The sequence below is a fragment of the Streptomyces sp. NPDC101225 genome (assembly GCF_044767585.1).
GTDB lineage: Bacteria > Actinomycetota > Actinomycetes > Streptomycetales > Streptomycetaceae > Streptomyces.
Map to the genome: position 1 here is coordinate 1 of NZ_JBIWOE010000028.1, position 19,233 is coordinate 19,233.

A 19,233-nucleotide genomic window follows, 5' to 3' on the forward strand; every position below is an offset into this window, starting at 1 on the left:
GAGTTCTCAAGGAACGGACGCTTCCTTCGTACTCACCCTCTCGGGCTTTCCTCCGGGCGCTTCCCTTCGGTGTTTCCGACTCTATCAGATCCTTTCGGCGTCTGATTCCCGGTCGGCGGGGCCTTTCGACATTCACTACGTTAGCCGATTCCCTCTGCAACTCATAATCGAGTTCCGCGCAATTGAATTCAGGCATGCGGACACGCCGAATTCGCCCTCGCTGAGGGTGACCGTAGGTAGTGGTTTGGCCGCTTCCGGCTGCTGGCGATCGCCGTACCCGGTTCAAGCGGCTCGGGCTACGTTACGCACCTTGCAAGGGTGCGTCAACTTCGGCGGCGCCTGGGGACGTGCGCCCGATAAGGGCTCACGGTCGGGTCGTTGGCGGCCCAGAAGCGCCACGGGTGCACGGCTCCGTCGCCGGCCACCCCGGTGCGCGGACCGTTGAGTACCTGGTCGGATGCGATAGGGGTGCCCGTCAGGATGCGCAACGGGGTCTCCCCGGGGGCGCATGCGTCCGTACCGTCCAGGGCACGATCCACGTCCAGGGCCGTGGCCAGGCGCGCGGGGCCTTTGGCCAGTTCCTTGTCGTTTCGGGCCGAGAGTCGACGTTTACGCGCCTGCTCGACGCCTTCGAGCACCTCACCGGCGCGGAGCAGGACCGCGCTCGCCCGGTCCTCGGGACCGCATACGAGGTTCATGCAGAACCACATGCCGTAGGTGAAGTAGACGTACACGTGACCGGGCGGACCGAACATCACTCCGTTGCGGGCGGTACGGCCGCGATAGGCATGGGAGCCGGGGTCGTTCATGCCGTCGTAGGCCTCGACCTCCGTGAGGCGCAGGGCGACCGGACCGTCGGGGGTCGTGCGCACGAGGATGCGGCCCAGCAGATCCGGGGCGACGTCCAGGACAGGGCGATCGAAGAACTCCCTGGGGAGTGGCGTACGGTCCGGGGGCGTGATCATGCGGCCCGAGCCTAGTCCAGACCGTCGGAGCCAAGGGCTGGTCAAGGATTCGTCTGCTTGCCAGGGTGAGGGCGCGGAACCGGGTGGACCCGGATCGCGTTGGTAGGGATCAAGGATCCATACGTAAAGGGAGAGTCATGGCGTTCAAGAAGCTGCTCGCGAGTCTGGGGGCCGGCGGGGCCTCGGTCGAGACGGTGCTGACCGAGGTCAACGTCGTTCCGGGTGGCGTCGTCCAGGGTGAGGTGCGGATCCAGGGCGGGTCCGTCAACCAGGACATCGAAGGCCTGTCCGTGGGACTTCAGGCGAAGGTCGAGGTCGAGAGCGGCGACCAGGAGTACAAGCAGAACATCGAGTTCACGAAGGTGCGCCTCGGCGGGGCCTTCGAGCTCCAGGCCGGGGCCGTGCACGCCGTGCCGTTCGGGATCGAGATCCCGTGGGAGACACCGGTCACCATGATCGACGGCCAGGCACTGCGCGGTATGAACATCGGTGTGACCACCGAGCTGGCGATCGCCCGCGCCATCGACTCCGGCGACCTGGACCCGATCAACGTGCACCCGCTGCCGGCGCAGAAGGCGATCCTGGACGCGTTCATCCAGCTGGGCTTCCGCTTCAAGAGCGCGGACATGGAGCGCGGGCACATCCGGGGGACGCGCCAGACGCTGCCGTTCTACCAGGAGATCGAGTTCTACCCACCGTCGCAGTACCGGGGCCTCAACCAGGTCGAGTTGAGCTTCGTGGCCGACGAGCACGCCATGGACGTCGTCCTGGAGATGGACAAGAAGTCCGGACTGTTCAGCGAGGGCAGCGACACCTACCGGTCGTTCCAGGTGGGTCAGCACGACTTCCACGGGACCGACTGGGCGGGGTATCTGAACCATTGGCTGTCCGAGGTCGGCAGCAAGCGGAACTGGTTCTAGGCTCGGAACTGCTGATTCCGTAATCGATCAGGAGGTACCGAGGTGACCGAGCTCAAGCGGCGGCCGCTCCCCCACGACTTCCATCCGCCCGTGCCGGCCTTCACGGTGACGAGTGAGGACGTCCAGGAGGGCGCCACGCTCAAGGACGCTCAGGTCTACGCGGCCGGCAACACCTCGCCGCAGCTGCGGTGGGAGGGTTTCCCGGCCGGGACCAAGAGCTTCGCCGTGACGTGCTACGACCCCGACGCCCCGACGGGCAGCGGGTTCTGGCACTGGGTGCTGTTCGACATCCCGGCTTCCATGACCGAGCTTCCGGTCGGCGCGGGCACCGGCACGTTCGAGGGGCTTCCCGAGGGCGCGGTGCAGGCTCGCAACGACTACGGGTCCAGGGACTTCGGTGGCGCCGCCCCGCCCCCCGGGGACGGGCCGCACCGGTACGTGTTCACGGTGTACGCCGTGGACCAGGAGAAGCTCGGCCCGGACGCGGACGCCAGTCCGGCCTTCGTCGGCTTCAATCTGCGGTTCCACGCGATCGCGCGTGCCCAGTTGATCGGTGAGTACGAGGTGCCCGCGGAAGCCTGACGTTCATGGAACGTTTGCCCGTCCCCGGTCATGGAAGTGATCGAGGGCGGGCACTTTTTATTGCGTTGTCCATCTCGGCGTGCCCGGCCAGAGTTGATCCAAGCCCGCCAGTGGGTGGGCCGGTGCGCATGGGAGGTGGGCTGGATGCGGGACACGCTGGTGCTGAACGCGAGCTTCGAGCCGCTGTCGACGGTGACGTTGAACCGAGCCGTCGTTCTGGTGCTGCAGGACAAGGCCGTCGTCGAGCAGGCCCACCCCGAGCTGCGCATGCGCGGAGCCGCGCTCGACATACCCGTGCCCCGGGTGATCCGGCTGTGCAGGTACGTGAAGGTGCCGTTCCGAAGACGAGCGCCCTGGTCGAGGCGGGGTGTGCTGGTCAGGGACCGGCACCGGTGCGCGTACTGCGGACGGCGGGCGACGACCGTGGACCACGTGGTGCCGCGGTCGCAGGGCGGTCAGGACGCGTGGCTCAACACGGTCGCCTCGTGCGCGGAGGACAATCACCGCAAGGCCGACCGGACTCCGGAGCAGGCGGGGATGCCGCTGCTGCGGGAGCCGTTCGAGCCGACTCCGCAGGACGCGATGCTGCTGACGCTGGGGGCGGAGGAGTTTCGGGCGCTGCCTTCCTGGCTTGCACGGGACGCCGCCTGACCGTAGGGCTTTCGGCCGTACGGCGGGGGCGGGTGTCCTGTCGCCGGTCGCGCGGTTGCGCGCGCCCCTGACGAGATGTGGGCCCGCCTTCCCGGGAAGGCGGGCCCCTGTTGTCTGTCGCGGCGGCTCAGTCTATGGACGGCGTCTCGCGGCGTTCCGTCGCCTTGCCGGGGGCGGGGGTGGGGGCGCCGCCGGGAGGGCCGCCGAGGCCGAAGTTGCCCATCGCGCCGGACAGGCCCTTGAGCGCGTCGCCGATCTCGCTGGGGACGATCCAGAGCTTGTTGGCGTCGCCCTCGGCGATCTTCGGGAGCATCTGGAGGTACTGGTAGCTGAGCAGCTTCTGGTCGGGGTCGCCGGCGTGGATGGACTCGAAGACCGTGCGGATCGCCTGGGCTTCACCCTCGGCGCGCAGGGCGGCGGCCTTCGCCTCGCCTTCGGCCCGCAGGATCTGGGACTGCTTCTCGCCCTCGGCGGTGAGGATGGCGGCCTGGCGCGTACCTTCGGCGGTGAGGATCGCGGCGCGCTTGTCACGGTCGGCGCGCATCTGCTTCTCCATCGAGTCCTGGATGGAGGTGGGCGGTTCGATCGCCTTGAGCTCGACGCGGTTGACGCGGATGCCCCACTTGCCGGTGGCCTCGTCGAGGACGCCGCGCAGGGCCGCGTTGATCTCCTCGCGGGAGGTCAGGGTCCGCTCGAGGTCCATGCCACCGATGATGTTGCGGAGCGTGGTGACGGTGAGCTGCTCGATCGCCTGGATGTAGCTGGCCACTTCGTACGTCGCGGCCCGGGCGTCGGTCACCTGGTAGTAGATGACTGTGTCGATGTTGACGACCAGGTTGTCCTGGGTGATCACCGGTTGCGGCGGGAACGGCACGACCTGCTCACGCAGGTCGATGCGGTTGCGGATCGTGTCGATGAACGGGACGACGATGTTGAGGCCCGCGTTGAGAGTCCGCGTATAGCGGCCGAAGCGCTCGACGATGGCGGCGCTGGCCTGCGGGATGACTTGGATCGTCCTGATCAGGGCGATGAAGACCAACACCACCAGAATGATCAGGACGATGATGACCGGTTCCATCGTCGTTCCCCGTACCCCTTCTCCGCCTCGGCACTTTCGGAAGATCTTATGGGCTGTTGAAGATCTTGCTGGTCGAGTCTGTCAGACCGTCGCACAACTCGGGGGCTGTTCGCTTCAGTTGAGTCCTGCGAGGTCAGATGACGATCGCGGTGGCTCCTTCGATCTCCACGACGTCGACTTCCTGGCCCACCTCGTAGGCACTGCCGGCGTCGAGCGAACGTGCGGACCAGATCTCGCCGGCCAGTTTGATCCGGCCTCCGGAGCCGTCGACGCGCTCCAGGACGACGGCCTGCTTCCCCTTCAACGCATCCACGCCTGTGGCGAGTTGAGGGCGCTGTGCACTGTGCCTGGCCGCGATGGGCCGCACCACGGCGATGAGGGCGACGGAGACGACGACGAAGGCGATGACCTGGGCCACGGCACCGAACCCGAGCCCGGCCACGACCGCGGCGGCGACGGCGCCCACCGCGAGCATGCCGAACTCCGGCATCGCCGTGACCACGAGCGGGATTCCGAGCGCAGCCGCGCCGACGAGCCACCACACCCATGCGTCGATGTCGTTCACATCGTCATGGTAGGTCCGCGGGTCCCGCCTCGGACAGGGCGCGATGGGGAAGGAGGGCCTTCTTGCCCTTGTTTTCGCGGGTACTTCACAGGGTCGGGACGTGGTTCAGGACAGCGGCAGGCCCTGAGCGGTCCAGCGGTCACCCACCTGTTCGACGACGAGCGGGAGGCCGAAGCAGAGGGAGAGGTTGCGGGAGGTGAGTTCGAGCTCCAGCGGGCCGGCGGCGAGCACCTTGCCCTGACGGATCATCAGGACGTGGGTGAAGCCGGGGGCGATCTCCTCGACATGGTGGGTGACCATGATCATCGAGGGGGCGATGGGGTCGCGGGCGAGCCGGCCGAGGCGGCGGACCAGGTCCTCGCGGCCGCCGAGGTCGAGGCCCGCGGCGGGTTCGTCGAGGAGGAGCAGTTCGGGGTCGGTCATCAGGGCGCGGGCGATGAGGGTGCGCTTGCGCTCGCCCTCGGACAGGGTGCCGAACCTGCGGTCCACGTACTCGGTCATGCCGAGGCGGTCGAGGAAGGCGCGGGCGCGCTGCTCGTCGACGTCCTCGTACTCCTCCTGCCAGCCGGCCGTCATGCCGTACGCGGCGGTCAGCACGGTCTGCAGGACGGTCTGGCGCTTGGGGAGCTTGTCGGCCATCGCGATGCCGGCCATGCCGATGCGCGGGCGCAGCTCGAAGACGTCGGTACCGGGCCTGCCGAGGGTCTCGCCGAGGATGGTCGCGGTGCCCTTGCTGGGGTAGAGGTAGCTGGACGCGACGTTGAGCAGGGTGGTCTTGCCGGCGCCGTTGGGTCCGAGGATGACCCAGCGCTCGCCCTCCTTGACCGACCAGGAGACCTGGTCCACCAGAGCCCGGCCCTCCCGGACCACGGATACGTCCTGAAGCTCCAGAACATCGCTCATGAGCGCGTTGTCTCCCCTTGCAGTGTGACCGTCTCGGCGTCTCGGCTGTGCGTGCGCGTTGTGGGCGCTGCCCTCGACGAAATCTACGCCACCGGTCGGCCCGACCATTCCATCGGTCCGGTCCTTAGGGTGGAGGCATGCTCTCGGAACCGCGTTCAGGACGCCTTGCGGCATGGGGAAATGCCCTTTTCGCCGGACTTGTCTCACCCGACGACGCCGTGGTCACCATCGTCGGGGACGACGCCGTGCACCGGATGGAGGGGCTGCCCGGCGAGTCGGGCCCCGTCGGGCTCACGCTCGCGCTCGGGCGGCTGCGCGCCCTCGGGGTGACCGGCCTGCGGCTCGCGCTGCCGGCGCCGGGACATCCGCTGGGGCTGAGCGGCCCGCCGGAGTTCAACGCGCGGGCGATGGAGGCCGCGGAGGCGGTCGTCTGCCACGGCGCCGCCTTCGGGCTGGTGCCCGAGGTGTACGAGGCCGGGCCCGACGGTGATGTCCATGTCGAGGTCGTCTGGCACTGCCTGCCGGTGCGGGACGCGCCGCCGGCCGACGTGCCCTCGCTGGGCGAGGCCGAGCGGGAGCTGGCGGAGGCGCTGCGGGAGGCCACGCAGGTGCTGAGCCGGCTGGACGTCGCCGCGTCGGGACCGGTGGCGGAGGCGGCGATCGACGCCTACCGGGCGCGGGCCGAGCGGGGGCAGGGTCAGGAGGTGCTGGCTCCGGGGTATCCGCCGCGTGCCGTGCGGGTGCTGGAGCTGGCGCAGCGGGTCGGGCTCCTGGTCTCGCTCGCGCGGGAGAACGGGCACGGGGGTGCGGTGAGCTCCGCCGAGATGGCGGCCCGGGCGGAGGCCCTGCGGCCCGTGGAACGGGTGGGAAGGCGGGCTCAGGTCGCGGCGTACAACTCCGTCGTGGAGGAGCGGGAGCGGGGGATGCGGTGAGCGTCGCCTCTGTTGGCGCCGGCGGTTCGTGACGTCGTACCTGGGGGCTTCGCCCCGAGATCCCCTTTCGGCCTGGACGGCCTCGCCCTCGGGCGCCGGACGGGCTTGGAAAGCAACTGACCGGCCTCCCGGGTTGCCGGGAGGCCGGTGGTCACCGCTGTGGTGTGGAGGGTGTCAGCGGTTGACGCCCAGGTTGCCGAAGGCGGGGTTGAGGACGCCCACGACGTTCACGCTGTTGCCCACCGCGTTCACCGGGATGTGGACGGGGGCCTGGACGAGGTTGCCCGAGATGACACCGGGCGAGCCCGCGGCGGTGCCGTCGGCGTGGGCGTCGGTGGCGGAGGCCATTCCGGCGCCGGCGGCGATCAGTCCACCGGCCACCATCGTCACGGCCGCTGCCTTCTTCAGGTTCTTCACTTTCTGAGCCCTCCCTAGCGACTGCCGCGACGTTCGCCGCAGCACGCACTGGAGAACGGCGGAGATCCACAGAGGATGCGCCATCCGGGGGACATTCCCACGACGGTATGAATCTCAGCCCGGAATGCAACCATCCGCATTGCCGTCGGGAGCACCGGCGCGCACGGCGCGTCTCAGCCCGTCACGCCGTGGCGTACGGCCCAGAGCGCGGCCTGGGTGCGGTCGGCGAGGTCGAGCTTCATGAGGATGTTCGAGACGTGGGTCTTGACGGTCTTCTCGGAGAGGACCAGGGCGCGCGCGATCTCGCGGTTGGAGCGGCCGTCCGCTATCAGGCCGAGGACCTCGCGCTCCCGGTCCGTGAGCGAACCGCCTCTGCCCTGGCCCGAGTTGGCCTCCTCCTGGGACAGGAGGGCGCCCGCGACCTCGGGTTGGAGCAGGATGTGCCCGGCGTGCACGGAGCGGATGGCGCCGGCGAGGGCGTCCGGGTCCACGTCCTTGTAGACGTAGCCGGCGGCGCCCGCGCGCAGGGCCGGGACCACCGTGCGCTGCTCGGTGAAGCTGGTGACGATCAGCACGCGCGCGGGGTTCTCCAGCTCACGGAGCTTGCGCAGGGCGTCCACGCCGTCCATGACCGGCATCTTGACGTCCATCAGGACGACGTCCGGCCGCAGCTCCTCGGCGCGGGCGACTCCTTCGGCGCCGTCGGCCGCCTCGCCCACGACCTCGATGTCGTCCTGCACCTCCAGGAAGGTGCGCAGGCCGCGGCGGACCACCTGGTGGTCGTCGACGAGCAGCACCTTGATTGCGTCAGCCACCGGGGACCTCCATCTCGATCATGGTGCCCTTGCCGGGCGCCGACTCCACGGTCAGCGTGCCGCCGACCCCGCTCGCGCGGTCGCGCATGGACACCAGGCCCAGGTGGCGCCCCGCCTGCCGTATCGCCGTCGGGTCGAAGCCGCCGCCGTCGTCCGACACGCGCAGGACCGCGGCGCCGCCGCGCCGGGTCAGGGTGACGTCCACGCGCTCCGCGCCGGCGTGCCGCAGGGCGTTGTGCAGGGCCTCCTGGGCGACGCGCAGGACGGCCTCCTCCTGGGCGGAGGGCAGCGCCCGCACGCCGCAGCTGTCGAAGGTCACGCGCGCGGTGTGGGCGCGGTCGAGCACCTGGATCTGGGTGCGCAGGGTGGCGACGAGGCCGTCCTCGTCGAGGGCTGCGGGGCGCAGCTCCACCACGGCGGCGCGCAGTTCGTCGGCGGCCTCGGCGGCGAGGACGGCGACCTGCTGCAGTTCGCCCTTGGCGCGGGACGGGTCGCGGTCGACGAGGGCGGCGGCGGCCTGGGCCGTCAGGCGCAGGGAGAAGAGCTTCTGGCTGACCGCGTCGTGCAGTTCGTGGGCGAGGCGCGAGCGCTCCTCGGCGATCGTCAGCTCGCGGCTGCGCTCGTACAGCCGGGCGTTGGTGAGGGCGATGGCGGCGTGCTGGGCGAGGATCTCCAGCAGGTCCGCGTCGTCCTCGGTGAAGCCGCAGCCGCCCTCCGGCTTGGGGCAGTCCTTGTTGGCGAGGAAGAGCGCGCCGATGATCTCGTCGCCGTCCTTGACGGGCAGGCCGAGGAAGTCGGACATGTCGGGGTGGGCGGCGGGCCAGCCCTCGAAGCGGGGGTCCTCGCGCAGGTCGGCGAGACGCTCGGTCTTCGCCTCCCGGAGCATCGACGCGAGGATGCCGTGCTGCCGCGGGAGCGGGCCGATGGCCTTCCACTGGGCGTCGCTGACGCCGTCGACCACGAACTGGGCGAAGCCGCCGTGGTCGTCGGGGACCCCGAGCGCGGCGTACTGCGCGCCGAGCAGTTCGCGGGCCGAGGCGACGATCGTCTTGAGGACGTCGCGCACCTCGAGATGCCGGCTCATGGCGAGCAGCGCGGAGCTCACCGCGGTCAGGCCCGACCGGGGTCCTTGGCTCATGTCCTCGGTCCTCGACTCATGTCCTCACGGTACCGGCGGGGTGCGACAGCGCGGATCGGACCTGTGGGGGCCCGGACTGCGCCGGTGGGCCTAGGTCCGGCGGCCTAGGCCCAGCACCCCGGACCTGCGGCTTAGGGCGAAGGGCCCCGGCACGTTGCGGCCCGCGTCCGAGGCGGGGCGGGCGGCCCGGTTCCTACGTTGAGGGCACCGCCGATCAGGAGGCGGGCGAGACGAGGGGACGTGTCATGCCGGTAGCGATCATCACGGGGGCCTCGAAGGGGCTGGGGCGGGCGCTCGCCGAAGCGCTGGCCGCGCGCGGCTGGGATCTGGTGCTGGACGCCAGGACGGCCGCGGTGCTCCAGGAGACGGCGGGCCGGCTCGAACGGCACGGCACGCGCGTGACGGCCCTGCCCGGGGACGTCACCGACGCCGGTCACCGGGCCGCGCTGGTGGCGGCCGCCGGGAAGCTGGGCGGGCTCGATCTGCTGGTGAGCAACGCGAGCGCGCTGGGCGCCGAGCCGCTCGTGCGACTGGAGGCACTCGATCCGGACGGGCTGCGGCGGGCGCTGGAGGTGAACGTGGTGGCCGCGCTGGGCCTGGTCCAGGAGGCGCTGGGGCTGCTGCGGGCGTCGGGCACGGGCGCGGTGATCGCGATCAGCTCGGACGCGGCCGCCGAGGCCTACGAGACCTGGGGCGGGTACGGGGCGTCGAAGGCGGCCCTGGACCACCTCGCCGCGGTGCTCGGCGCGGAGGAGCCGGGGCTGCGGGTCTGGGCGGTCGACCCGGGCGACATGGCCACCGACCTGTACGCGGCGGCGGTTCCGGACGACGGGGACCCGCGGCCGGCGCCCGCGAGTGTGGTGCCGGCCTTCCTGAGACTGCTGGACGAGCGTCCGGCGAGCGGCCGCTACGCGGCTCCGGCGCTGCTGGGAGGGCGGCGATGACGACGGCGACGGGGATTGCGCCGTTGGAGCCTGTTGGAGGGTGGGGGCGCGTGCCGGAGGAGCTGTCGGCGCGGATCCCGGTCGAGCAGCGCGGGGCGGGGCTCGGCCGGGACGCCGTACGGCTGCTCGTGTCGCACGGTACGCAGGTGTCGCACCACTCCTTCCGGGAGCTGCCGCGGCTGCTGCGGGCCGGGGACCTGCTCGTGGTGAACACCTCGCCCACGCTGGCCGCCGCGGTGGACGGACGGACCGGTCACGCGCACGTGGTGGTGCACTTCTCCACGCGCGGCGACGACGGACGCTGGGCGGTCGAACTGCGGGATCCCGACGGGAAGGGGACCACGCGCGCGCGGGCGGGCGGGCCCGCGGGTACGGAGGTGCGGCTGCCCGGCGGTGTGCGGCTGGTTCTGGAGGAACCGCTGAGCGTGCGTGCGGACCGGCTGTGGTGGGCCCGCGTGTCCGGGGCGGTGCTCGGGATGCTGCGGGAGCACGGGCGGCCCATCCGGTACGCGTACACGGAGCGGGACCAGCCGCTGTCGGTCTACCAGACGGTGTTCGCGCTCCCCTCCCCCGACGGGACGGGCAGCGCGGAGATGCCGAGTGCCGCGCGGCCCTTCACCCCGCGGCTGCTGGCGGAGCTGGTGAGCCGGGGCGTGCAGTTCGCGCCGGTGACGCTGCACACCGGGGTGGCCTCCGTGGAGGCGCACGAGCCGCCGTATCCGGAGCGGTTCTCGGTGCCGGAGGCCTCGGCGCGGCTGATCGACGCCGCGAAGGCGGGCGGCCGCCGCGTCGTCGCCGTCGGGACGACCGCCGTGCGGGCCGTGGAGTCGGCCGCCGGCCCCGACGGGTCCGTACGCGCGCGTGAAGGGTGGACGGACCTCGTGGTGACCCCGGAGCGGGGGGTGCGGGTGGTGGACGGGCTGCTGACCGGGCTGCACGAGCCGGAGGCCTCCCACCTGCTGATGCTGGAGGCGATCGCCGGACGGAGCGCGGTCGACCGCAGCTACGACGCGGCGCTGCGCGGGCACTACCTGTGGCACGAGTTCGGGGACGTCCACCTCATCCTGCCGGAGGAAAACCCTCACACTGCGCATTGCTCCAGCAACTGCCGGTGAGGCCGTCACCCCCCTGATGTGAGCCCGCGCATAGGGTCCACATCACGTACGAAGCCCGATAGGAGAGATAGCGTCCCCATTTGAGCGGGGCAGACGGTCCAGTCTGCCCCGTTTTGCCCATCCCTCATCCACTATCCAGGATCGTACGTCACATCTTTGCCTCGGCATTTTGCGGCCGCTAAGAATTGCTTCCGTCGCTCAGCGCCGCGGGTTCACCCCCGCGGCTTTTGCGCGGGAAGGGCCCCATGTCCCCCGCCGCTCGGAGCGACCTCCGCGCTATTCGAAGAGGTCCGTCTGCCATGCCCAAGAACATCCAGATTCGCCGACTCAGTCGCTCGCTCGACCGCCACCAGAAGATCGCGATAGCCGGTGTCGCCGCCCTCGGTGCCGCCGCCCTCGCGTTCTCCGCCGTCCCCAGCAGCGCCGACACGACCACCGACGCGGCCGCCGTCCCCACGGCCAAGGTGGAGTACAGCAACAAGCCCATCAAGGACGTCAAGGCCAGCGTGACCGACCAGCTCGCCGGCCAGCACCTGAAGGCCGAGGCCATCGCGAAGAAGGCCGCCGCCAAGAAGAAGGCGGCCGCCGAGAAGAAGGCCGCCGCCGAGGCCGCCGCGAAGAAGGCCGCCGCCAGGAAGGCCGCCGCCAAGAAGAAGGCCGCCGCCGCTGCCGCCGCCAGGAAGGCCGAGGCCGCACGCAAGGCCAAGGCGGCCGCGAGCCGGTCCGCCAAGCGGCCCACCGTCAAGAAGGCCGCGCCCAAGGTCTACACGAACAACCTCAACGGCTGGATCAACCACGCCCTCGACATCATGCACAAGAAGGGCATCCCGGGCAGCTACAACGGCCTGTACCGCAACATCATGCGGGAGTCCTCGGGCAACCCGAACGCGATCAACGGCTGGGACATCAACGCCATCAACGGCATCCCGTCGAAGGGTCTGCTGCAGGTCATCCCGCCGACCTTCAACGCGTACCACGTGAACGGCACGTCGTGGAACATCTACGACCCGGTCGCCAACATCACCGCCGCCGCCAACTACGCGGCCGACAAGTACGGCTCGATCGACAACGTCAACAGCGCGTACTGAGGTCGGCGCGGACCTCTTCACGTGAACGCCGAAGGGCGGCACCCCTCACGGGTGCCGCCCTTCGCACGTCGCCGCGCAGCGGCTACTTGCGCATGACCTCCGGCTCGTGGCGGCGCAGGAAGCGGGCCACGAAGAAGCCGCAGATGACGCCCAGGACGATCAGGGCGAGCATGTCCATGCCCCAGGCACCGACCGTGTGCTCCCACAGCGGGTCGTTGCTCTTGCCCTTGCCGGGCGGGCTGATCTTGTTGAAGTCCAGCGTGGCGCCGGCCGCGGCGACCGCCCAGCGGGACGGCATCAGGTACGAGATCTGGTTGGCGCCGATCGAGCCGTTCAGGGCGAACAGGCAGCCGGTGAACACGACCTGGATGATCGCGAACATGACCAGCAGCGGCATGGTCTTCTCGGCCGTCTTCACCAGTGCGGACATGACCAGGCCGAACATCATCGAGGTGAAGCCCAGGCCCATGATCGGCAGGGTCAGCTCGAGCAGCGTGGCGTGGCCGAGGACGAGTCCCTCCTTGGGGATCTCGCGGCTGGCGAAGCCGATGACGCCGACCATCAGGCCCTGCACCGCGGTGACCACACCGAGCACGAAGACCTTGGACATCAGATAGGCCGAGCGGGACAGGCCGGTCGCGCGTTCCCGCTCGTAGATGACCCGTTCCTTGATCAGCTCACGGACGGAGTTCGCGGCACCCGCGAAGCAGGCGCCCACCGCGAGGATCAGCAGGACGGTGGTGGCCGTGCCGTTCGGGACGGGCTGGCCGGTGGCGCGGTTGATCGTCGGGTTGGGCAGCAGGCCCTTGCCGGAGTCGATGAGCAGGCTCACCGCGCCGAGGACGAGCGGCAGGATCACCGTCAGCGCCAGGAAGCCCTTGTCGGAGGCGATGACCGAGACGTAGCGGCGCACCAGCGTGACCCACTGCGACATCCAGCCCTGCGGCTTCGGCGGCTTCATCGCCTGCATCGGCGGCATCTGTACGGACTGCGGCGCAACGGCGTCGATGTCCGCGGCGTACATCTGGTAGTGCTGCGAGCCCTTCCAGCGGCCCGCCCAGTCGTAGTCGCGGTAGTTCTCGAAGGCGGAGAAGACGTCGGCCCAGGTGTCGTAGCCGAAGAAGTTCAGCGCCTCCTCCGGCGGGCCGAAGTAGGCCACCGAGCCGCCCGGGGCCATCACCAGGAGCTTGTCGCAGATCGCCAGCTCGGCCACGGAGTGGGTGACGACGAGGACCGTGCGGCCGTCGTCGGCGAGGCCGCGCAGCAGCTGCATGACGTCGCGGTCCATGCCCGGGTCGAGGCCCGAGGTGGGCTCGTCGAGGAAGATCAGCGACGGCTTGGTGAGCAGCTCCAGGGCCACCGAGACACGCTTGCGCTGGCCGCCGGAGAGGGAGGTGACCTTCTTCTCCTTGTGGATGTCCAGCTTCAGCTCGCGCAGCACCTCGTCGATACGGGCCTCGCGCTCGGCGGCCGTGGTGTCGGCCGGGAAGCGGAGCTTGGCCGCGTACTTGAGGGCTCTGTTGACGGTCAGCTCCTTGTGCAGGATGTCGTCCTGCGGGACCAGACCGATGCGCTGGCGCAGCTCGGCGAACTGCTTGTAGAGGTTCCGGTTGTCGTAGAGGACGTCGCCCTGGTTGGCGGGCCGGTAGCCGGTGAGCGCCTTGAGCAGGGTCGACTTTCCGGAGCCGGACGGGCCGATGACCGCGATCAGCGACTTCTCCGGGACGCCGAAGGAGACGTCCTTCAGGATCTGCTTTCCGCCGTCGACCGTGACGGTCAGATGGCGGGCCGAGAAGGAGACCTCACCGGTGTCGACGAACTCCTCGAGGCGGTCGCCGACCAGGCGGAACGTCGAGTGGCCGACACCGACGATGTCGTTCGGGCCGAGGAGCTGCGAGCCGCCCTTGGCGATCGGCTGGCCGTTGACGTAGGTGCCGTTGTGCGAGCCCAGGTCGCGGATCTCGAAGCGGCCGTCCGGCGTCGCGTGGAACTCGGCGTGGTGGCGGGAGACCTGCAGGTCCGAGACGACCAGTTCGTTCTCCAGCGCACGGCCGATGCGCATGACGCGGCCGAGGGAGAACTGGTGGAAGGTGGTCGGGCTGCGGTCGCCGTAGACCGGCGGCGCCCCCGCGCCGCCACCGGGACCCTGCTGCGCCGGCACCTGCGCCGCGCTCTGCTGAGACGCGGACTGCTGCGGCCGGCCGGCCTGCGGGGCCTGCTGCTGCGGCGCCTGCTGCGCCCAGCCGGGGCCCGCGCCCTGGGCGGCGTACGGCTGCTGCCGGGGCTGGGCGACGGCGGCCGCCGCGCCGGTCACCGTCACCAGCGGACCGTCGGTCGCGTTGCCGAGGTGCACGGCGGCACCCGGCCCGACCTCCATCTGATGGATCCGCTGCCCCTGCACGAACGTGCCGTTGGTGCTGCCGTGGTCGTCGATGACCCAACTGCGGCCGTTCCAGCTGATCGTGGCGTGACGCCAGGACACCCTGGCGTCGTCGATCACGATGTCGCCCTGCGGATCGCGTCCGAGTGCGTACGGCCTGGACGGATCGAGCGTCCAGGTACGTCCATTCAATTCCAGTACGAGTTCAGGCACTCCATGCCCCATGAGTAGTCCCCCGAGTTGCCCCCATCACAGGGAGTCTAGGGATGTCGAACATCGTCGGGAACTATTTCAGGCTCGCCCCCCTGACCGAAAGCCGGGCCTTGTGCAGACGACCACGCGGGCGCGCATCGGATGGTTCCGTTGACGGGGTTGAAACCGACCCGGAGAGTGGTAATCCACGCGAGGGGGGACAGGCGCGGTGGCCGTGCCGTGTCGCGGATCGGGGGGTCTGCCATGAGCGTGTCGTCGAGTGTCGAGTCCGTACGGAGCGGCGCCAGGGTGCCGTGGGGAGACGTCGCGCTGTCCGCGATCGCCTCCGTGAGCTGGGCGTTGATAGGAATGGCGGGCACGGCCGCGCTGGGTCTGCACCTGCTGGGGGCGGACGCGACGGCCTCGCTCGGGCCGATGACCGCGGCGGTCGTGGCGCTCGGGGCGGGCGGTTCGGTCACCCCGTCCGGCGATGTGTCCGCATTCGGACTGAAAGGCGCGGAAGCGCATACGGCCGTCACGATCACGCCCCTGGGTGTGGGCCTGGTCGGGGCACTGCTGTTGTCCTGGTTCTTTCTGAGGTCCTTGCGCACGGCGGGAGTTGTCGTCGCACCGGCCGAACTCGTCGCGCGCGCGGGCGCGGTGGTCGCGCTGTTCGTGGCGACGCTGGGCGGGCTCGCCTGGGCAGGACACGATGTCATCACGATCGACGGCGGCTCGCTGGGCCTGAACAAGCTGCCGGGCGTCGGAGGCGGGGGCGGCGGCGTCAGCATCCCCGGGCTCGGCGACATCGGGAACATCGGCGGGCTGCTGCCCGACAACATCGGCAACCTCATCCACGCGAAGGCGGCGGTCGGCTTCACGGTCGACACCGCGGCGACGCTGCTCGGCGGCCTCGGCTGGTCCGCGGGCGTCCTGCTGATCGCCCTGCTCGCCTCGCGCCGCACGCCCCTGCCGCGCGGCTGGGAGGCCGTGCACCGGGTGGTGCGGCCGGCGGTGTCGGCGATCGTCATGGTGACGGTGCTGTCGGTGGTGGCGGGCCTGGCGGCCGCGACGTACGCCGCGATCGGCGACGACCACCCCCGGCGGATCTTCGGCGCCGCGCTGCTGGGCGCGCCCAACGGCACCTGGCTGGCCATCCCGGTCGGCCTCTTCGTGCCCTACGACGGCAGGGCGACCGGTGAACTGGCCAAGCTGCTGCCCCATCCGCTGAACGACCTGCTCACGGCCAGGACCGATCAGTCGGTGACGCTGGGGCGGCTGGCGGACCTGGACGGCCGCGTGTGGCTGCTGGCCGTGGCGGCTGCCGTGACGATGCTGCTGGCCGGGGTGCTGACGGCGGTACGGACACCGGCCGGCGTCGAGGGCGTACGGAGGCCGGGCGCCCTCGGGTTCGCGGGGCGCTGCGCGGTGCGGCTCGGGATCGTCACGGCGCTGACGCTGCCGCTGCTCGCCTGGCTGACGGAGGTGTCGGTGAACGCCTCGCTGTCGGTGCTGGGCTTCGACGCGTTCGGTGCCGGGATCACCCTGCAGGGCCATCTCGGTCTGGCGCTGCTCCTGGGCGCCCTGTGGGGCGCGGGTGCGGGGGCCGTCGGGGCACTGCTGGCCTGGTCGACGGGGTCGGCGGGGAGGCGGGCGGCGCCGCTCGCGCTGGGGGCCGCGGCGGAGGGGCCACCGGCCGGGGCCGCGCATCCGCAGGACGTGCGCGAGGCCGGGGTGCCCGCCGGCGAGCCGGGCAGGGGCGGGGCTGCGGCGGGGCCGTACACGCCCGGCACGCCGTACCGGGCACCGAACCCGGCCACGAACCCCTATCTGCAGCTGCCGGACGAACTCCGCGAGCCGGACGACGCACGGCCGCCGTCCGCCCCCGCGCACGGCCCCGGCGCGGCGCCCCCGCCCGCGGGCGGGGAGGGCGGTGACGGCGGTGACGGCGGCATGTACGGAGCTCCCACGGTCGCCTGGCAGGCCGGAGACCCGCCTCCGCGGCCCCCGCGCCGCCGTCCCCGGCCCGGTGAGGGGTCCCCGCCGTCACGGGACGACGGCCCCCCTCCGCCTCCTCCGCCCCCTCCCCCACCGAGGCGCCCCAAGGGCCGCCCGTGAGCCGACACGGCGGCCGGGAACACGGGGACCGGCTGCCGCTGGGGTGAGTGACGGGCCGTTCGGGGCTCACGGCTGCCGGGGCCGCGGTCGCTGCCGGGGCTGACGTGGGCTTCGCCATGGCCGCGCCCGGTGATGTCTGCGAAGCTTGTGCTGCAGCCGTGGTTGACCCTTCAATCCGTCGTCATCCGCGCGACACCCACTGTTCCGTGTCCGCTAGGCGGACCGCGGCGGCGGTAGGCACTGGGTGCCGGATACGGTGGAGCCACCATGAGCGCTGAGCAGACCTCGACCTCCGACGTTCCCACACTCCTTGTCAAGATCTTCGGCAAGGACCGGCCCGGCATCACGGCCGGCCTCTTCGACACCCTCGCCGCCTACTCCCTCGACGTGGTCGACATCGAGCAGGTCGTCACCCGTGGCCGAATGGTGCTGTGCGCGCTCGTGACCCAGCCGCCGGCCGGACTCGAGGGTGACCTGCGCGCGACCGTGCACAGCTGGGCCGAGTCGATGAAGATGCAGGCGGAGATCATCTCCGGCCGCGGCGACAACCGGCCACGCGGCCTCGGGCGCTCGCTGGTCACCGTTCTCGGACATCCCCTCACCTCGGAGGCGACCGCCAGGATCGCCGCCAAGATCGCCAAGGCCGGCGGCAACATCGACCGCATCTTCCGCCTCGCCAAGTACCCCGTGACGGCGGTCGAGTTCGCGGTGTCCGGCGTGGAGACCGAGCCGCTGCGCACCGCCCTGGTGACGGACGCGGCGGCACTCGGTGTCGACGTTGCGGTCGTCGCGGCGGGCCTGCACCGGCGGGCGCAGCGGCTGGTGGTCATGGACGTCGACTCCACGCTCATCCAGGACGAGGTGATCGAGCTCTTCGCGGCGCACGCGGGCTGCGAGGACAAGGTCGCCGAGGTGACCGCGGCCGCGATGCGGGGCGAGCTGGACTTCGAGCAGTCGCTGCACGCGCGCGTGGCGCTCCTGGAGGGACTCGACGCCTCCGTGGTGGACAAGGTGCGCAGCGAGGTGCGGCTGACACCCGGTGCCCGCACCCTGATCCGCACGCTGAAGCGGCTCGGCTACCAAGTGGGCGTGGTCTCCGGCGGGTTCACCCAGGTCACCGACGACCTCAAGGAGCGGCTCGGGCTGGACTTCGCCCAGGCCAACACCCTGGAGATCGTCGACGGGCGGCTCACCGGCAAGGTCACCGGCGAGATCGTCGACCGCGCGGGCAAGGCGCGGCTGCTGCGCCGGTTCGCCGCCGAGGCGGGCGTACCGCTGGCCCAGACCGTGGCGATCGGCGACGGCGCCAACGACCTGGACATGCTCAACGCGGCCGGCCTCGGCGTCGCCTTCAACGCCAAGCCGGTCGTCCGCGAGGCCGCGCACACCGCGGTGAACGTCCCCTTCCTGGACACCGTCCTGTATCTGCTGGGTGTGACCCGCGAAGAGGTCGAGGCGGCGGACACGCACGACGAGGAGTAGACCTCCGCGTACGCAGATCGTCCGCGGAGGCGGGCCGCCGCGCACGCCGAGGGGCCCGGCACCGCGGTGGTGCCGGGCCCCTGGCGCGGGGTGCCGGCTACTCGGACGGCGCCCAGTAGTCGAGCAGCGTGGCCACGGACGGCTCCAGGGTCTTCCAGGAGCCCTCGAAGGACAGGACGGCGAAGGCGGCGGCCGGGAAACCACGGCGTTCCATCCGCTCGCGGGCGTCGCCCTCGGCCGAGCCGGCCAGGATGTCGGTGAGGCCCTGCACGCCTGGGTTGTGGCCGATGAGTACGGCGTTCCGCACGTCGTCCGGGGTTTCGTTGAGCAGCGTGATCAGCTCGCCGGGCGAGGCCTCGTAGATCCGCTCCTCGTAGGTGGTTTTCGGCCGCTGCGGGAACTCGTGGACCGCGAGCTTCCAGGTCTCGCGGGTCCGGACCGAGGTGGAGCACAGGGCCAGGTCGAAGGGGGTGCCGGTGTCGGCCAGCTTGCGTCCGGCGACTGCGGCGTCCGTCCGCCCCCGCTCAGCGAGGGGGCGCTCGTGGTCGGTCACCTGCGGCCAGTCGGCTTTCGCATGCCGGAAGAGGACGATCCTGCGGAGTTCAGCGACGCTCATGGAATCCAGCTTCGCATGAAACAGGCCAATGGGCGCAGGTAGTTGACCGGCGGCCGGAACGGTGCTCAGCGGGTCATCAGCTGCTGCAGGCGCTCGAAGAGGTGGGCTATCGCCGGGTCGCCCGACGCGGCGTGGGCGTCGGTCGGGTTCAGCATCAGGGCCAGGAGCACGATGAAGGCGAGCGCCGGCAGGGCGAGGGCCCACCAGGGCAGCCGGATGTCGACGCCACCCTTGGTCGCCGGGTGGGACAGGGTGTGCGTGCGGCCCGACATGGATACCTCCGCTGGTCTTCGAACGGTCCGTGGCCCGCTTCTCGCGGTCACGGTTCGAAG

General features: G+C 70.9%; 19 protein-coding genes. 9 read left to right on the forward strand and 10 right to left on the reverse strand.

Going from position 1 to position 19,233, the window contains the following annotated elements; all coding sequences use genetic code 11:
• Window positions 1–323: 323 nt before the first annotated feature.
• Window positions 324–965, reverse strand: a complete 642-nt coding sequence (locus ACIRPX_RS31165; RefSeq protein ID WP_404201463.1) for a DNA-3-methyladenine glycosylase — start codon at window positions 963–965, stop codon at window positions 324–326.
• 137 nt (window positions 966–1,102) lie between these two features.
• Here ACIRPX_RS31165 and ACIRPX_RS31170 point away from each other — a divergent pair, with 137 nt between their 5' ends.
• From ACIRPX_RS31170 to ACIRPX_RS31180, 3 genes are all read left to right on the forward strand, one after another.
• Window positions 1,103–1,885: a sporulation protein gene (locus ACIRPX_RS31170; RefSeq protein ID WP_404201465.1), complete on the forward strand. Its 783-nt coding sequence runs from the start codon at window positions 1,103–1,105 to the stop codon at window positions 1,883–1,885.
• Window positions 1,886–1,927: 42 nt separating this feature from the next.
• Window positions 1,928–2,467 (forward strand): YbhB/YbcL family Raf kinase inhibitor-like protein, encoded by a 540-nt coding sequence (locus tag ACIRPX_RS31175; protein ID WP_404201467.1) that lies wholly within the window; start codon window positions 1,928–1,930, stop codon window positions 2,465–2,467.
• A 144-nt stretch (window positions 2,468–2,611) separates the two neighbouring features.
• Window positions 2,612–3,118, forward strand: coding sequence for an HNH endonuclease (locus tag ACIRPX_RS31180; RefSeq protein WP_404201469.1), 507 nt, complete (start codon window positions 2,612–2,614; stop codon window positions 3,116–3,118).
• A gap of 127 nt (window positions 3,119–3,245) precedes the next feature.
• Here ACIRPX_RS31180 and ACIRPX_RS31185 read toward each other — a convergent pair whose 3' ends face one another.
• From ACIRPX_RS31185 to ACIRPX_RS31195, 3 genes are all read right to left on the reverse strand, one after another.
• On the reverse strand, window positions 3,246–4,196 hold the full coding sequence (locus ACIRPX_RS31185) for an SPFH domain-containing protein (protein WP_404201471.1): 951 nt from the start codon (window positions 4,194–4,196) through the stop codon (window positions 3,246–3,248).
• 133 nt (window positions 4,197–4,329) lie between these two features.
• Window positions 4,330–4,761, reverse strand: coding sequence for an NfeD family protein (locus tag ACIRPX_RS31190; RefSeq protein ID WP_404201473.1), 432 nt, complete (start codon window positions 4,759–4,761; stop codon window positions 4,330–4,332).
• A 105-nt stretch (window positions 4,762–4,866) separates the two neighbouring features.
• The gene (locus tag ACIRPX_RS31195) at window positions 4,867–5,664 is read right to left on the reverse strand and encodes an ABC transporter ATP-binding protein (RefSeq protein WP_404201475.1); all 798 of its coding nucleotides are present in this window, start codon (window positions 5,662–5,664) and stop codon (window positions 4,867–4,869) included.
• A gap of 137 nt (window positions 5,665–5,801) precedes the next feature.
• On the opposite strand from ACIRPX_RS31195, the gene ACIRPX_RS31200 reads away from it, so the two are divergent.
• Window positions 5,802–6,596 carry a hypothetical protein gene (locus ACIRPX_RS31200; RefSeq protein ID WP_404201477.1) on the forward strand — a complete coding sequence of 265 codons (795 nt, stop codon included), beginning with the start codon at window positions 5,802–5,804 and terminating at the stop codon, window positions 6,594–6,596.
• 174 nt (window positions 6,597–6,770) lie between these two features.
• On the opposite strand, the gene chpE is transcribed toward ACIRPX_RS31200, so the two are convergent.
• The 3 genes from chpE to ACIRPX_RS31215 all read right to left on the reverse strand — a co-directional run bounded on the left by chpE (window position 6,771) and on the right by ACIRPX_RS31215 (window position 8,966).
• Window positions 6,771–7,013: a chaplin ChpE gene (gene chpE, locus ACIRPX_RS31205; protein ID WP_404201478.1), complete on the reverse strand. Its 243-nt coding sequence runs from the start codon at window positions 7,011–7,013 to the stop codon at window positions 6,771–6,773.
• A gap of 173 nt (window positions 7,014–7,186) precedes the next feature.
• Complete coding sequence (locus ACIRPX_RS31210) at window positions 7,187–7,828, reverse strand: response regulator (protein WP_404201480.1); 642 nt, start codon at window positions 7,826–7,828, stop codon at window positions 7,187–7,189.
• A complete protein-coding gene (locus tag ACIRPX_RS31215; protein ID WP_404201482.1) occupies window positions 7,821–8,966 on the reverse strand; it encodes a GAF domain-containing sensor histidine kinase in 1,146 nt (381 codons plus the stop codon). Before ACIRPX_RS31215 ends, ACIRPX_RS31210 begins: the two co-directional genes overlap by 8 nt.
• A 245-nt stretch (window positions 8,967–9,211) precedes the next feature.
• On the opposite strand from ACIRPX_RS31215, the gene ACIRPX_RS31220 reads away from it, so the two are divergent.
• From ACIRPX_RS31220 to ACIRPX_RS31230, 3 genes are all read left to right on the forward strand, one after another.
• Window positions 9,212–9,910 carry an SDR family NAD(P)-dependent oxidoreductase gene (locus ACIRPX_RS31220; protein ID WP_404201484.1) on the forward strand — a complete coding sequence of 233 codons (699 nt, stop codon included), beginning with the start codon at window positions 9,212–9,214 and terminating at the stop codon, window positions 9,908–9,910.
• A complete protein-coding gene (locus ACIRPX_RS31225; RefSeq protein ID WP_404201486.1) occupies window positions 9,907–11,025 on the forward strand; it encodes an S-adenosylmethionine:tRNA ribosyltransferase-isomerase in 1,119 nt (372 codons plus the stop codon). The genes ACIRPX_RS31220 and ACIRPX_RS31225 overlap by 4 nt, the downstream gene beginning before the upstream one ends.
• A gap of 299 nt (window positions 11,026–11,324) precedes the next feature.
• Window positions 11,325–12,113, forward strand: coding sequence for a transglycosylase SLT domain-containing protein (locus ACIRPX_RS31230; RefSeq protein WP_404201488.1), 789 nt, complete (start codon window positions 11,325–11,327; stop codon window positions 12,111–12,113).
• Between the two features lie 82 nt (window positions 12,114–12,195).
• On the opposite strand, the gene ACIRPX_RS31235 is transcribed toward ACIRPX_RS31230, so the two are convergent.
• On the reverse strand, window positions 12,196–14,706 hold the full coding sequence (locus tag ACIRPX_RS31235; RefSeq protein WP_404201490.1) for an FHA domain-containing protein: 2,511 nt from the start codon (window positions 14,704–14,706) through the stop codon (window positions 12,196–12,198).
• A gap of 243 nt (window positions 14,707–14,949) precedes the next feature.
• Here ACIRPX_RS31235 and ACIRPX_RS31240 point away from each other — a divergent pair, with 243 nt between their 5' ends.
• Both ACIRPX_RS31240 and serB read left to right on the forward strand, forming a co-directional pair.
• The gene (locus tag ACIRPX_RS31240; protein ID WP_404201492.1) at window positions 14,950–16,803 is read left to right on the forward strand and encodes a streptophobe family protein; all 1,854 of its coding nucleotides are present in this window, start codon (window positions 14,950–14,952) and stop codon (window positions 16,801–16,803) included.
• A gap of 267 nt (window positions 16,804–17,070) precedes the next feature.
• Complete coding sequence (gene serB / locus ACIRPX_RS31245) at window positions 17,071–18,285, forward strand: phosphoserine phosphatase SerB (RefSeq protein WP_404201494.1); 1,215 nt, start codon at window positions 17,071–17,073, stop codon at window positions 18,283–18,285.
• Window positions 18,286–18,382: 97 nt separating this feature from the next.
• Here the strand turns inward: serB and ACIRPX_RS31250 are convergent, their stop codons facing one another.
• Both ACIRPX_RS31250 and ACIRPX_RS31255 read right to left on the reverse strand, forming a co-directional pair.
• Window positions 18,383–18,901: a SixA phosphatase family protein gene (locus tag ACIRPX_RS31250; protein ID WP_404201496.1), complete on the reverse strand. Its 519-nt coding sequence runs from the start codon at window positions 18,899–18,901 to the stop codon at window positions 18,383–18,385.
• 65 nt (window positions 18,902–18,966) lie between these two features.
• Window positions 18,967–19,173, reverse strand: a complete 207-nt coding sequence (locus ACIRPX_RS31255) for a hypothetical protein (RefSeq protein ID WP_404201498.1) — start codon at window positions 19,171–19,173, stop codon at window positions 18,967–18,969.
• Window positions 19,174–19,233: the final 60 nt, after the last annotated feature.